The organism is Nonomuraea sp. ZG12 (genome assembly GCF_052068115.1).
In the GTDB taxonomy this organism is placed as follows: domain Bacteria; phylum Actinomycetota; class Actinomycetes; order Streptosporangiales; family Streptosporangiaceae; genus Nonomuraea.
In genome coordinates this window covers 12,946-26,735 of sequence record NZ_JBQHCW010000043.1, presented here as the reverse complement: position 1 = coordinate 26,735, position 13,790 = coordinate 12,946, and the positions used below count along the sequence as shown (strand labels likewise).

Below are 13,790 nucleotides of genomic sequence, written 5' to 3'. Positions count from 1 at the left end.
CCGGAATTGGCCGTCGAAAAACTGATCCATCCCCAATTCCCGCGCTCGGCGTCGTACGACCCGGTCTGGCAGGGCCGATACGCCGACGGCCCCAACCCTTTGTGGTTGGCCGAGTCGCTGACCGACCTGCTGGACCTGGCCCCCGGCATGCGGGTGCTGGACCTGGGCTGCGGCTGGGCGATCAGCTCGATCTTCCTGGCCAGGGAGTTCGGGGTCGATGTCGTGGCCGCCGACATGTGGCTGCGTCCCGAGACCTGGCCGCTGATCGTCGAGGCCGGTGTGGAGTCGCAGGTCATGCCGGTCCGCGTCGAGGCGCACGATTTGAGGTTCGCCCGCGAGTACTTCGACGTGATCATCAGCCTGGACGCCTACCAGTACTTCGGCACCGACGACCTCTATCTCGGCTACCTGCAGCAGTTCCTTGCCCCCGGCGGCGTGCTGGGCATCGTGGTGCTGGGGGTGACCGAGGAACTGGACGGCGGGCCGCCCGGGCACCTGGCCGACATGTGGACCTGGGACCACAAGGCATTCCACAGCCCGGGCTGGTGGCGCGACCATCTGGAGCGCTCAGGTCCCATGACTGTGGAACACGCCGATCTGGTGCCCGACGGGTGGAAGCACTGCCTGCGCTGGCAGGAGCTGGCCGCCTTGGCCGCCGCACCGCAAGCGCGCCCGGCCTGCGCAGAGTGGGCCCGCAGGCTCGCCGTGGATGCCGGCCGCACGATGGGGTGGCCGAGGATCGTGGCGAGAAAGAAGTGACGGCCACGCCGCCGCTGCACTCCTGGACAGCACGCTCATCCTCAACGAGCACCATCTACGCCGCACCCTCACCCGCTACCTGGCGCACTACAACACGGCCCGACCTCACCGCGGCATCGGACAGCTGTCCCCATCGCAAGCCGAAACAGGACCGCCAAGCCCCATTGACCTGGCCGACCACGGTGTCCACCGCAAAGCCATCCTTGGTGGCCTCATCAATGAGTACCGGGTCGCCAGCTGATGGTCGGACGGCTGACACCACTCGAGAACCGGCAGCTCAGACCCCGCATCCTATTAATGAGCCCCACATGTGCCGGCGAGCCAGGCGGTCTCGCCCTGGTGGAACGCGTCGAGCTCGGCCGGCCGGTCGTCGCCGAGCAGGTCCTGACTCACCGTCACGCCGCGGGTCGACTGGATCCAGGTGAGGAACCGGTAGGACGGCCGAAGCCCAGCGAGCTGGGCCACGTCCACCGGGAGCACCTCACCCGCGTGGACGGGGCGCAGCTCGTCGCGCTCCAGCAGGACCTCGAAGCTCATCAGCCTCCACCGTCCTTCGTCCCGAACGGCACGCGAGAAGAACCGGCAGTAGGCGTGGAAGTCGACCTTCACTCCCTCCACCGTGGTCCGGTTGAAGATCTTCGCCGGGCTCTCCACGGTAGCCCGGTCGCCCTCGACCCGCGCGTAGGCGGGGAAGACCCAGTGCTTGCTGTTCCCGGTCCGCCCCATCCACGTCTTCGTCGCCTCGACGTAGGCCTCGCCGCCGCGTCCGTCGTACCACGTGGTCCGGACGTAGGCGTCGTCGTGGAAGCAGTCACGCATCACGTCGAAGAGTCGCTGGTCGCGGGCGAAGCGTTCCCGCCTCACCAGGTCGAAGAGCTCCTCGCGGTCCAGGAGGACTGCCAGCCGCTCGCTGTGGTCAGGGTTCACCATGTCGTCCTCTCGTTCACTGCGGATAGCCGAGCACGGCCTTCACCTCGAGGTACTCCTCGAAGCCGAACCGCCCGAACTCTCGTCCGTTCCCGGACTGCTTGTAGCCGCCGAACGGCAGGCTGCGGTCGAAGGGAGCGCCGTTGAGGTAGACGCGGCCCGCACGGATGCGGTTGGCGACCCTGCGGGCGCGGTCGGGGTCCTTCGACTGCACGAAGCCCGCCAGTCCGAACGGCGTGTCGTTCGCGATCTCGACGGCCTCGTCCTCGGTCTCGTAGAGCAGGATCGAGAGCACGGGGCCGAAGATCTCCTCGCGCGCGATCCGCATCTGCGGAGTGACGTCGCCGAACACGGTCGGGCGGACGTAGAACCCCTCGTCGAGCCCGTCGGGGCGCCCCGGGCCGCCGACCACGAGCGTCGCGCCCTCGTCGATCCCCGACTGTATGAGCGCGGTGATCTTCTCCAGCTGAGCCTGGCTCACCACGGGCCCCATCGTGGTCGACGGATCGAGCGGATCCCCGAGACGGACCTCCTCGACCGCCCGTCGCGCAGCGGCGTACGCCTCGTCGCGCTGTGAGCGGTGCACGAGCATCCGCGTGGGCGACTGACAGTTCTGGCCGGCGTTGGTGAAGCACGAGTGCACCCCGGTGACGACCGCGGACTCCAGGTCCGCGTCGGGCAGGATGATGTTGGCCGACTTGCCACCGAGCTCGAGCGCGACGCGCTTCACCGTGTCGGCCGCGAGCTTGGAGACCCTGATGCCGGCACCGGTCGAGCCGGTGAGCGAGACCATGTCGATGTCGGGGTGCGCCGCGATGGCCTCACCGACCGTGGGACCGTCACCGTTGACGAGGTTGAACACGCCGGGCGGCAGCCCGGCGTCGTGGATGACCTCGGCGAGCACTATGGCGCTGAGCGGCGCGATCTCGCTCGGCTTGAGCACCACGGTGCATCCCGTGGCGAGGGCCGGGGCCACCTTCGACGCGACCTGGTTCAGCGGCCAGTTCCACGGCGTGATGAGACCGCAGACGCCGATCGGCTCGCGCCGCACGATCCCGGCTCCCATCTCCTCCTCGAAGCAGTAGTCCGCGAGCACGCGGGCCGCCTCCTCGAAGTGGAACAGCGCCACCGTGGCCTGGCGTTCCGTCGAGAACGTGATCGGCGACCCCATCTCGCGCGTCATCGTCCGGGCGATCTCGGGCAGCCGAGCCCGGTAGCCGGAGATGATCCGCTCGAGGTGCTCCAGCCGTTGCTCCACGCTGACGTGCGAGTACGTGGCGAAGGCCTCGCGCGCCGCCACCACCGCGCGGTCGACGTCCTCGGCCGTCCCGAGGCTGATCGTCGCGAACGTCTGCTCGGTCGCGGGGTCGAGGACGCCCAAGGTCCGCGGCGCGGCCGGATCGACCCACGCACCCCCGATGTAGAACTGGTGCCTAGTGGACATGTCGCTCTCCAACCTCCTGACGAGCGTGGTCACGGTGTCGCCACGGTGAGCGGGACGTCGACGCGCGAGCGGAGCTCGTGGAACGAGATCCCCCACGTCTCCCGGACGAGGACCTGGTCCCCCCCGGTGATCTCGAACGTGGCGACGTCGGTATAGACCCGGTCCACGCACCGCAGCGCGGTGAGCGGATACGTGCATTCCCTAACGAGTTTCGGCTCGCCGGTCCTGGTGAACAGCGACATCAGCACGAAGACCTGCTTGGCGCCCACGGCGAGGTCCATCGCCCCGCCGACCGCCGGGATCGCGTCGGGCTCGCCGGTGTGCCAGTTGGCGAGATCCCCCGATGCCGAGACCTGGTAGGCGCCGAGGACGCACAGGTCGAGGTGGCCGCCTCGCATCATGGCGAACGAGTCGGCGTGGTGGAAGTACGAGGCGCCGGGCAGCTCGGTCACCGGGAACTTGCCGGCATTGATCAGGTCGGGATCGATCGCGTCGCCCGTCGCCGCCGGCCCCATGCCGAGCATGCCGTTCTCGGTGTGGAGGATGACCCCCGACTCCGGGGGGAGGTGGTCGCCGACGGTCGTGGGCTGACCTATGCCGAGGTTGACGTACGCCCCGCGGGGAATGTCGCCCGCGAGCACCCGGGCCATCTCGTCCCGTCCGAGCGGGCCACGGTCGGTGTGCTCGACGATGCTCGGAGACACCACGCTCATGACGACACCTGCACGATCCGGTCGACGTAGATGCCTGGGGTGACCACGGCCTCAGGATCCAGCGCTCCCGGCTCGACGACGTGCTGCACCTGCACGACGGTGGTCGTCGCGGCCGTCGCCATGACGGGAGCGAAGTTGCGTGCCGTCTTGCGGTAGACGAGGTTCCCGAGGGTGTCTGCGGTGTGGGCGCTGATGAGCGCGACGTCGGCGGCGATGGGCAGCTCGAGGACGTACGTCCGGCCGTCGATCTCGCGGGTCTCCTTTCCCTCCGCGAGGAGGGTCCCGACTCCGGTGGGGGTGTAGAATCCGCCGATCCCGGCTCCGGCGGCGCGCATGCGCTCGGCCAGGTTCCCCTGCGGCGCGACCTCGAGCTCGATCTTCCCGCTGCGGTACAGCTCGTCGAAGACCCAGGAGTCCGTCTGCCGGGGGAACGAGCACACGATCTTGCGTACCCGCCCGGCCGCGAGCAACGCCGCGAGCCCGGTGTCCGCATTGCCCGCGTTGTTCGACACGACGGTGAGGTCGCGCGCTCCCTGCCGGATCAACGCGTAGATCAGCTCGAACGGCATGCCGACCGTGCCGAAGCCGCCGACCAGCACCGTCGAGCCGTCGGCGATGCCGCTGACCGCCTCGTCGACAGAGGTGCAGAGCAGCGTCATGCGACGTTCTCCAGCACGACCGCCAAGCCTTGACCCACACCGATGCAGATGGCCGCCACGCCCCATCGTTCACCGGACTCCACGAGCCGCGCCGCGAGGGTCCCGAGAACGCGCCCGCCCGAGGCACCCAGTGGGTGCCCGATGGCGATCGCCCCGCCCTTGGCGTTGACGACCTCGGCGTCCCGCAGCCCGAGCTCGAGCCAGGCGTCGACACAGGCGATCGACTGGACGGCGAACGCCTCGTTCAGCTCGACGGCGCCGATGTCGTCCCAGGTGATGCCCGCCCGCTCGAGCGCGCCGTTGGCGGCCTCGACCGGGGCGTAGCCGAACTGCTGCGGCTCCAGCGCCGCCCAGCCGCGACCGGCGATCCGCGCGACCGGGTCACGACCGATGGTCGCGGCCGCGCTCGCCGAGCCCAGCAGGACCGCGCTCGCGCCGTCGTTCAACGGTGAGCAGTTGCCGGCGGTGATCGTCCCGTCGGGCCGGAACGCCGGCTTCAGCCCTGCCAGCGCCTCGAGCGAGGTGCCGGCACGGATGCTCTCGTCCTGGACCAGGTCGGTGCCGGGGACGGGCACCACGAGGTCGTCGTAGAAGCCCTTCTGCCACGCCTCCGCCGCGAGGCGGTGCGAGCGAGCGCCGAACTCGTCCTGCCGCTCGCGCGAGATCGAGAACTTCTCCTGCAGCTGCTCGTTGCACTCGCCCAGCGAGACCGTCCACTCGGCGGGCATCCGCTCGTTCACCAGACGCCAGCCCAGCGTCGTGGAGACGGCGGTGACGTCGCCTGCCGGGAACCGGCGCGACGGCTTCGGCAGGACCCACGGCGCCCGCGTCATCGACTCCACGCCTCCGGCGATCGCGATCTCCGCGTCGTCGACCTCGATCATGCGTGAGGCCATCATGGCGGCGTCCAGCGACGAGCCGCAGAGCCGGTTCACCGTGGTGGCGGTCACCGAGACGGGCATGCCCGCCAGCAGCACGGCCATCCGGCCGACGTTGCGATTGTCCTCGCCGGCGCCGTTGGCGTTGCCCCAGAACACGTCGTCGACCAGGCCGGGATCCAGGCCCGGCGAGCGGTCGAGAAGTCCCTTCATCGCAGTCGCGGCCAGATCGTCGGTCCTCGTGTCGGCCAAGGCTCCGTTGAACCGGCCGAACGGGGTCCGGACCGACGCGTACACGAATGAGCTGCTCATCCGGTCGTCTCCACTTCCTGCCCCATCTCAGGAGGCGTCCTTCGCTTGCATGCGGATGTCGTCGTAGGAGAAGTCGTTGATGGCGTCGAGAAGGTCGGTCGTGTAGATCTCCGTGGCCGGGAACGCCTTGCCCACGAGCCCGGCGGACGCCATGAACTCGACCATCCCGGTTGCCGCCTTCGGATCGATCCGGCCCCAGTCGTCGTCCTCGACCCCCTGGTCGGCCAGCCGGACCTGGAGGATCTTGACCTGGGACGCCATCGCGTCCTTCTCCGGTCCGGTGCCCCGGGCCTCCGGGTGGAGCTTCCACAGGTCGCGGATCGCGGCCTCGGGGTTGGCCTGGGCGAATGCGAAGCCCTTCGCGATGGCGCGACCGAACCGCTCCAGGACGTCCTTCCTCTCGTCGATCGTCTTCTGCGTCGCCGCAAACCCGCCGCCCCAGATGCCGGCGGTCTGGGGCACCGGCAACGGGGTGAGCTCGATCCCGGAGTCCTCGACGATCGCGTACTGGGTGTCCCAGAGGGCCAGCGCATCGACCTGGCCGCTCTTGATGGCGTTGATCTGCTGGGCGCCGGCACCGATCGGCACCAGGCCGGCAGCGTTCTCGCTCATCCCGTTGAGCTCCATCGCGGTCCGGGCGAACGTCCCGCCGGAGCTGGCCACCGCGGTCACCCCGATCTTCTTGCCCTCCAGGTCCGCGATGCTCCTCACATCCGAGCCCTGGGGCAGCTGCAGGCTGTAGATCCAGTGCGGGTAGTACGACGCGAAGTAGACCAGGCCCAGGTTCTTGGCGTGACCGATCGCGACCGGCTCACCGGTCATCAGTCCGATGTCGGCGCCGCCGGCGGCCAGCTGCTGCGCCGACTGCGTGCCGGAGGGGAACAGCTGGACCTTGACGTCGAGCCCCTCGTCCTTGAAGTAGCCCTCGGCCTCGGGGACCACCAAGGTGGTGTAGCCGGCGTTCCAGCTGGGCGCGCTCAGGGCGAACGTGACGGTGTCGAGGTCGTCGCCGCCCGCCGAGTCGCCCCCCTCCGACCCGCATGCGCCCAGCGTTGCCACCACGAGGATGCCTGCGAACAGGCCGGTCAAGCTCTTGAGTCGTCTCGTCATCGTCGGTCATTCCCCATCAGAGCTCGTGATCGCGTCGGAAGTCGTCGTGTCGTGCCAGTGCGGGAGGACGTGCCGCCCGACGAGGTCGAGCGTGTGGCGGGCGACCTCCGGCGGCGTGCCGAACGGGGCGACCCGCAGCTGGACGGACGTGACCCCCGCCCGGACGTACCGGGCGATCGTCGCGTCGATCTCGTCGGGCGTGCCCACCATGGGGAGCTCGAGCTCAGCAGGGCCGTCCGCACCCATCCACAAGCCCCGCTCGGTGTAGTAGTCGGTCGCGGCCTTCAGGTGGCGCGCGGCGAGCTCGCGGGCAGTGGCGGCATCCTCGTGGACGACGCAGAACCTGGTGGTGGCGACCGCTCCCGCCGTCCCGCCCGGCCGTCCGCCGCGACACGACCAGTAGGCGGCTGACTGCTTGATCAACAGGTCGTCGCAGTAGTTCGTCGCGCCGTAGAATCCGTCGGCGAGCGTCGCGGCACGACGGGCCGAGGCAGCCACCTTGCCGCCCACCAGGATCTGCGGCCCGCCGCGCTGCACCGGGGGTGGGATCGCCATCGGCGAATCGGTACTCGCGTCGGCGGACCAGGCGTCGCGCAGCAGCTTCAGCGTGGCGTCGAAGGCCGCGCCGGCCGGACCTGACGCGGGCAGCCCGACCCGTTGGGCGACCTCCGGGCTGCCGAGCCCGAGGCCGAGGGTGAGCTTCCCGCCGCACAGCTGGTCGAGCAGCGCGGCCTCGTAGGCCAGCTTCTCCGGACTGTACGCGCGCAGGAGCAGCACCGCTGAGCCCAGCGCCAGCGACGTCCGTCCGGCCAGATGTCCCAGGACCATCAGGGCGGACGGGAGGTGGAACGGCTGAGCGGCCGCGTGATAGCTCTCCCCCACCCACGCGGAGTCGAAACCGTACCGCTCCGCGCGGGCGAGCATCGTGACCGCGCGATCCACCTGCGGGCGGACCGACTCCTGGGAGCTCAGGTCGAGCGCGACCCCCAACCGCATTCAGCCGGCGCTCTCTGCTTGCTTCATGACGTCGTCGTAGGAGAAGTCGTTGAACGCCTTGAACATCGCGTCGGTGTAGATCTCCTTCGCCGGGAACTTCTTGATCAGTCCGGCCGAGGCCATGAAGTCGAGCGAACGGGTGAACGCGGCCTCGTCGATCTGGCCGAGGGTCTTGTCGTCGAAGCCCTGTCCGTCCAGGCGGACCTGGAGGACCTTGACCCCGTCAGCCAGCGCTTTCTCCTCCGGGTCGGACCCGCGGGTCTCCGGGTGGAGCTTCCACAGGGCGCGGATCGCGGCCTCGGGGTTGGCCTTGGAGAAGACGAACGCCTTCGCCACCGCACGACCGAACCGTTCGAGGACGTCCTTCTTGGCCTCGAGGTTCTTCCGGGTCGTCGCGAAGCCGCCGCCCCACGCGTCCGCCGTCTCCTTGACCGGAAGCGGCGTCAGGGTGACGCCGGCGTTCTTGACGCTCTGGTACTGGATGTCCCAGAGGGCCAGCGCATCGACCTGGCCGCTCTTGATGGCGTTGATCTGCTGGGCGCCGGCACCGATCGGCACCAGGCTGGCAGCGTTCTGGCTCATCCCGTTGAGCTCCATCGCGGTCCGGGCGAACGTTGCGCCGGAGCTCGCGACCGCGGAGACGCCGATCTTCTTGCCCTCCAGGTCGGCGATGCTCTTCACGTCCGAACCGTCCGGCACCTGCAGGCTGTAGATCCACTTCGCCCAGTAGGAGCCGAAGTAGGCCAGGTTCAGGTCCTTGTCGTGCCCGATGGCCACGGGCTCGACCGTCATGAGGCCGAGGTCGGCCCCGCCGCCGGCGACCTGCTGCGCTGCCTGGGTGGCGGACGGGAACAGGTTGGTCGTGACCTTCAGACCCTCCTCCTCGTAGAAGCCCTCGGCCTCCACGACGGCCATGACCGCGTAGCCGGCGTTCCAGCTCGGGGACGCCATCGCGAACGTCACCGACGTCAGCTTGCCGGACTCGGCCGAGTCGTCGGATCCGCTGTCGGAACCGCACGCACTCAGCGTTGCGGCCGCGCACAGGACTGCGACCGCACTACTCACGACCTTCATCGCTCGTCTGGTCTTCACGATGAAACCTTCTTCTTACTGGTTGGGGAGTGGGTAGGTGTCTTCGTTGAGCACCCGGCCCGGCGTCAGGGAGAAGTCCAGACGCGGCGGACAGAAGATGTCGATCAGCTGGTTGGTCCCCGAACCAACAGCCTCGCTGGTGTGGATCATGGGCGGAGGGATCACGGCCACCGAAGGACTGCCGCACCGCAGGTGCCGGTCCTCGCGCCACTCGCTGCGACGCTTGGACCATGGGGTCCGCAGGTGGTGGACGTACTCCCCGTCCACGGCGAGCGAGCACTGCTCGAAGTCGTCGTGGTCGTGCGGCGAGAGGGTGTTCGGATCACGCGGACCGATCCTGGGCGCCAGGAAGTTGACCATGAAGGTGCTGCACCGCACGATCTGGCCCGGGCGGATGGCGTCCTGCGTCACCTTCAGGTCGGCCAGTCGGTAGGGCCGGATGCGATAACCCTCCGGCGGGTCCGGCCACGGCTCGAACGGCTTGGTGTTCGGGTGCGGCTCTGCGTACGAATCCCGATTGCGCGCCTTGTCCAGCAGGTCGGTGGACCGAGAGCTGAACAGCCGCACGACGGTGCAGTCGTCGACGCCGACGATCGCACTGCTGCCCGGTGGGACCATCACCACCGCCTTGCCCGAGACCGACGCGACCTCCCGCGACGCACGGACCTCGACGCTGGACTCCTCGTAGGGGAGGATCACGACGTACTCGTCCGGCTGATCACCCCGCTCCAGCACGTCGCCGGCGACCAGCGTCGTGTAAGCGAGCACGAAGTTGTGTCCGCGGAAGTACCACGTCGACGATCCGCCAGGGGTCGTCTCGTCGGGATCGCCCGTACCGAGGTCGGAGAACTCCACGTCGGGCGGGGTGGCCAGGGTGGTCATCGTCTGTCCTCATCAGTCGTAGAGGGTCTGCTGGTGCGGCAGACTCGCTGGTTGGTAGCCGTCCGGCAGGTGAGCACTTGTGTGTCCTGGACTTCGAGTCCTGACGAAAGACAGTGCCCCTGCTGGTTGACCGGGAGAGTTGATCGCTTCTGGGATGTCGTTGCCCGCTGACGGTGTCGGCGTGAGCACTGCTTGATCAGGTCGCTGATGGTTCTCCCACTGGCTGCTGCTGGTGATCGTTTACTAGGTGGGGAGAGCTGTTGCGACTGTTCGTTGCGGATGACTGGGCCGAGGCACATCACGATGTGGAGGTGATGGACGCCTTCGGTCGGCGGCTGGCCAAGGCCCGCCTGCCCGAGAGTGCGGCGGGGATGGCCCGGCTGCACGCGATGATCGCTGCGCAGGCCGGGGACGCCGCCGATGACGAGGTGGAGGTGCTGGTCGGGATCGAAACCGACCGGGGGCCGTGGGTGCTGGCGCTGGTCGCGGCCGGGTACACGGTGTTCGGGGTCAACCCGCTGCAGGCCGCCCGCTACCGTGAACGGCTGGGTACCTCGGGCGCCGAGAGTGACGCGGCCGACGCGCACATGTTGGCCGACATGGTCCGTACCGACTCCCACCAGCTGCGCCCGGTCGCCGGCGACAGCCCGCAGGCCGAGGCTGTCAAGGTGGTCGCCCGCACCCACAAGACGCTGATCTGGGAACGGACCCGGGCCGGGCAGCGGCTGCGGCACGCGTTGCGCGAGTGGTTCCCCGCCGTCCTGACCGCGTTCGAGGACCTCGACGCGGCTGAGGCGTTGGAACTGCCGGCCAAGGCGCCCGACCCGGCCTCGGCCGCCAAGCTGACCCTCAGCCAGATCAGCGCGGCGCTCAAGCGCGCCCGCCGCCGTGGCGACCTGGCTGCCCGCGCGGGTGACATTCAGGCGGCGTTGCGTGCCGAGCACCTGGGCCGGCCCGCGATGGTCACCGCCGCCTACGCGGTGTCGGTCCGGGCTCTGGTCGCGGTCCTGGCCCGGTTCGTGCACATCGACCGGCTCATCGACGCCCTGATGACCCAGGCTTCGGTGGCGCAGCGCGTCTCGCCCGGCGCCCGCGCCTACTACGACAAGCAACGCGCTCGTGGAGTCGGCTACGACACCGCGCTGCGCCAACTGGCCGACCGGCTCGTCGGCATCCTGCACGGCTGCCTGGAAACCGGCACACTCTACGACGAAGCAACCGCTTGGTCGCATCACGTCCAGAGTGCTACGGCTTGACATTCAAACTCCTGGGATGTCTTTCGGGTCAGCAGCAAGATGCCGGTTCAGTCGTCCAGGCCGAGCAGGAAGGCCGGGTTGTCGCAGAAGATCTGCCGCAGCGACCTCTCGTCCAGGCCGAGGTCCAACAGCGCGGTCGCGACGCGGATGTAGGAGTCCACCGGCAGCGGCCGATCCTTCTGACCGAGGTCGGAGGCGATCACGGTGTGCTCCGGGCCGATCTTCTCGATCCAGTCCAGGAGGATCTTCGGGTCCCACTTCTTGGTCCCCTCGGGGTCGTAGAAGCCGGTCTCGTGCTCGATGAACGCTCCGTAGCCGACGAGCTCACGGCACTTCGCCTCGTCCGCCCCGATGACGTAGTCGGGATGGTTGAGCAGCATCCGGGTGACACCCTTGTCCTTGGCCGCGGCAAAGAGTTGGGTGATCGACTCGGTCTCCATGTGACCGCCGGTCACCATCGCGCCGCTCTCCTTCACCAGGTCGAGCACCTCGTGGACCTGAGGGATGAGCTCGCCGTCCTCCTGGTGGATGTCGACCCGGGACGACGGCACCTCGACGCTCGCCGTGGGGAAGCCGACGCCCTCCGGATGGCAGTCGATGTGCCGGCCGGCCGAGAACGTCGGAAACCACACGGCCCTGCCCCCCATGCGCAGTGACATGGCCACCGCGTGCGGGTTGATGCCGCCGACCATGCTGTTCAGGGTGATGCCGCCGAAGACCGGGGTGCTGATCTTCGCCAGCCGGTCGCTCATCGCGAGCAGGTCCATGACGGTGTTGTGGTGGTGGGACTTCACCAGCACGCCCCGCATGCCGAGCCGCTCGCCGTCCTTGCCGGCCTCGGCATGGTCGATGCGTCGAGGGAACGGGTTCGGGCCGGAATGGCAGTGCAGGTCAACGCAGCCGTTCAGCAGCTTGATGATGGCGGGTGTGTCAGTCATGAAGCCTCCAGGCGCCGACGGTGTTCGCATCACAGACTGAGAGTTCGCTATCCGGTCTGTCAATAGGGGTGCATTCGGAAAATGCTTCCGCGAATCCCCAGGAAAACCTTGCAGTGAGACGTAGGTCACGCTTACCCTCTGTCCGTACTGCGAACTAAGCACACTCTTTGTGGACAGTGAGGGCCGATGACGGAGCGCCAGGTCGACAAGCCGGTGACTGCTCGCGAGCAGGACATCCAGGCGGTGAGCCGGACCGCGCAGATCCTCGGACTGTTCGGTCCGGAGACTCCGGAGCTCTCCGTCGCGGAGACCACCCGCCGGCTCGGTCTGAACCGGACCACGGTGCACCGCTACTTCAGCTCGATGATCAGCTCCGGCCTGCTCGAGCGCGTGGAGGACTCCGCACTCGTCCGTCCCGGACGGTCGATCCTGCAGCTCGGCAGCTTCATGCTGGGACAGCAGCGCATCATGCAGATGGCGCCGGCCTACATGCGCGAGCTCGTGCTCGAGATCAAGATCAGCACCGTGCTGTCGCTGTGGGGCACCTCCGGCCCGGTGGTCTCGCTGGTGGAGGAGTCCGACCATCCCACCCTGGTGACGGTGCGCGTGGGCTCGCAGCTCGCCCTGGACTCCTCGCAGGCCAAGGTTTTCCTGGCCTTCCTCCCCGACCAGTTCCACGCCGACCGACTCACCGGCAGCCTCCCCGAGCCCCAGCGCACCGAGACTCGCCGTCGTATCGAGGCGATCCGACAGGCCGGCATGAGCAGCTACGTCAACCACCGCGGCATCTGCGTCGTCGCGGCGCCGGTGTTCGCGGCGACCGGGATCTGCGCCACGATCGCGGCCGTCGGCACCGAGCGGATGCTGCCGGAGGCGCTGGACTCCCGAGAGGCCACGGCGTTGAAGGCCGCCTGCAAGCGACTGACCAAGGAGATGGGCGGCACGTGGCCCGAGGCGACCGACTGATTGCTGCCAGCACGACAACCGAGGCGCGGGCAGCCTGCGCTCGAACCAGGTGAGGAATGACAGACATGCCGACCAGCACCGACACCGACTGCGTGATCCGCTTGGACTCGCTGTCCATGCTCTACCCGACGAAGTCCGGCGGGACCGTCCAGGCTCTCGACGACGTCTCCCTCAGCGTCCGAGCCGGTGAGTTCATCTCCATCGTCGGCCCCAGCGGCTGCGGCAAGAGCACGCTGCTGCGGATCATCATGGGCCTGTCCCGCCAGACCTCCGGACAGGTCACCTTCGGGCCGTCGGAGGACACCCACCGCAACCAGCTCGGGATGGTCTTCCAGCAGCCGCTGCTGCTGCCCTGGCGCACCGTGCGGAAGAACCTGCTGACGTCGCCGGACCTTCACCACGCCCGGGACGCCGCGACCCACGCGAAGGCCGCCGAGCTGCTGGTGATGCTCGGCCTGGAGGAGTTCGGCGACCGGTACCCCAACGAGCTGTCCGGCGGGATGCAGCAGCGGGTCGGGATCGGCCGCGCCCTGATGCACGACCCGCGCATCCTGCTCATGGACGAGCCGTTCGGCGCCCTCGACGCGATGACCCGCGACCAGATGGGACTGGACCTGCTGAAGATCTGGGACCAGGACCGCAAGACCGTGCTGTTCGTGACGCACAGCATCCCCGAGGCGGTGCTCCTCGCTGACCGCGTCGTGGTCATGACACCGCGACCCGGCCGGTTGGCGGACGTCGTCGAGGTCGCGCTCCCTCGACCGCGGCGGCTCGAGAACATCAACACGCCCGAGTTCGGCGAGATCGTCCTGAAGATCCGCAAGCTGCTCGACTCCGAGCACAGCGCCCACTAGGAGA

15 protein-coding genes are annotated in these 13,790 nt (G+C 68.7%); 5 read left to right on the top strand and 10 right to left on the bottom strand.

What is annotated here, in order from left to right:
• Positions 1 to 6: 6 nt before the first annotated feature.
• Together ACTMTF_RS47225 and ACTMTF_RS47220 are read left to right on the top strand one after the other, a co-directional pair.
• Positions 7 to 759, top strand: a complete 753-nt coding sequence (locus ACTMTF_RS47225) for an SAM-dependent methyltransferase (protein ID WP_441116635.1) — start codon at positions 7 to 9, stop codon at positions 757 to 759.
• The gene (locus tag ACTMTF_RS47220) at positions 710 to 1,000 is read left to right on the top strand and encodes an integrase core domain-containing protein (RefSeq protein WP_441116634.1); all 291 of its coding nucleotides are present in this window, start codon (positions 710 to 712) and stop codon (positions 998 to 1,000) included. The genes ACTMTF_RS47225 and ACTMTF_RS47220 overlap by 50 nt, the downstream gene beginning before the upstream one ends.
• Before the next feature lie 53 nt (positions 1,001 to 1,053).
• On the opposite strand, the gene ACTMTF_RS47215 is transcribed toward ACTMTF_RS47220, so the two are convergent.
• From ACTMTF_RS47215 to ACTMTF_RS47175, 9 genes are read right to left on the bottom strand one after another with little or no spacing between them, the layout of a single operon-like run.
• Positions 1,054 to 1,689 (bottom strand): nuclear transport factor 2 family protein, encoded by a 636-nt coding sequence (locus ACTMTF_RS47215; protein WP_441116633.1) that lies wholly within the window; start codon positions 1,687 to 1,689, stop codon positions 1,054 to 1,056.
• Between the two features lie 13 nt (positions 1,690 to 1,702).
• Positions 1,703 to 3,130: an aldehyde dehydrogenase family protein gene (locus ACTMTF_RS47210; protein ID WP_441116632.1), complete on the bottom strand. Its 1,428-nt coding sequence runs from the start codon at positions 3,128 to 3,130 to the stop codon at positions 1,703 to 1,705.
• 29 nt (positions 3,131 to 3,159) lie between these two features.
• Positions 3,160 to 3,843 (bottom strand): 3-oxoacid CoA-transferase subunit B, encoded by a 684-nt coding sequence (locus ACTMTF_RS47205; RefSeq protein WP_387577308.1) that lies wholly within the window; start codon positions 3,841 to 3,843, stop codon positions 3,160 to 3,162.
• Entirely contained in the window at positions 3,840 to 4,502 is a 663-nt protein-coding gene (locus ACTMTF_RS47200) for a 3-oxoacid CoA-transferase subunit A (protein ID WP_441116631.1), read from the bottom strand. Before ACTMTF_RS47200 ends, ACTMTF_RS47205 begins: the two co-directional genes overlap by 4 nt.
• Positions 4,499 to 5,692: a thiolase family protein gene (locus ACTMTF_RS47195; protein WP_441116630.1), complete on the bottom strand. Its 1,194-nt coding sequence runs from the start codon at positions 5,690 to 5,692 to the stop codon at positions 4,499 to 4,501. Before ACTMTF_RS47195 ends, ACTMTF_RS47200 begins: the two co-directional genes overlap by 4 nt.
• 27 nt (positions 5,693 to 5,719) lie before the next feature.
• Complete coding sequence (locus ACTMTF_RS47190) at positions 5,720 to 6,802, bottom strand: ABC transporter substrate-binding protein (protein ID WP_441116629.1); 1,083 nt, start codon at positions 6,800 to 6,802, stop codon at positions 5,720 to 5,722.
• Positions 6,803 to 6,808: 6 nt separating this feature from the next.
• Entirely contained in the window at positions 6,809 to 7,798 is a 990-nt protein-coding gene (locus tag ACTMTF_RS47185; RefSeq protein ID WP_441116628.1) for an LLM class flavin-dependent oxidoreductase, read from the bottom strand.
• Positions 7,799 to 8,890 (bottom strand): ABC transporter substrate-binding protein, encoded by a 1,092-nt coding sequence (locus ACTMTF_RS47180; RefSeq protein ID WP_441116627.1) that lies wholly within the window; start codon positions 8,888 to 8,890, stop codon positions 7,799 to 7,801.
• A gap of 15 nt (positions 8,891 to 8,905) precedes the next feature.
• A complete protein-coding gene (locus ACTMTF_RS47175; protein ID WP_441116626.1) occupies positions 8,906 to 9,772 on the bottom strand; it encodes a hypothetical protein in 867 nt (288 codons plus the stop codon).
• 260 nt (positions 9,773 to 10,032) lie between these two features.
• On the opposite strand from ACTMTF_RS47175, the gene ACTMTF_RS47170 reads away from it, so the two are divergent.
• Complete coding sequence (locus tag ACTMTF_RS47170; RefSeq protein WP_441116625.1) at positions 10,033 to 11,028, top strand: IS110 family transposase; 996 nt, start codon at positions 10,033 to 10,035, stop codon at positions 11,026 to 11,028.
• Between the two features lie 47 nt (positions 11,029 to 11,075).
• Here the strand turns inward: ACTMTF_RS47170 and ACTMTF_RS47165 are convergent, their stop codons facing one another.
• Positions 11,076 to 11,966 carry a DUF6282 family protein gene (locus tag ACTMTF_RS47165; protein ID WP_441116624.1) on the bottom strand — a complete coding sequence of 297 codons (891 nt, stop codon included), beginning with the start codon at positions 11,964 to 11,966 and terminating at the stop codon, positions 11,076 to 11,078.
• A 186-nt stretch (positions 11,967 to 12,152) separates the two neighbouring features.
• Here ACTMTF_RS47165 and ACTMTF_RS47160 point away from each other — a divergent pair, with 186 nt between their 5' ends.
• Complete coding sequence (locus ACTMTF_RS47160; protein ID WP_441116623.1) at positions 12,153 to 12,932, top strand: IclR family transcriptional regulator; 780 nt, start codon at positions 12,153 to 12,155, stop codon at positions 12,930 to 12,932.
• 65 nt (positions 12,933 to 12,997) lie between these two features.
• Entirely contained in the window at positions 12,998 to 13,786 is a 789-nt protein-coding gene (locus ACTMTF_RS47155; RefSeq protein ID WP_364121001.1) for an ABC transporter ATP-binding protein, read from the top strand.
• The last annotated feature ends 4 nt before the right edge of the window (positions 13,787 to 13,790 follow it).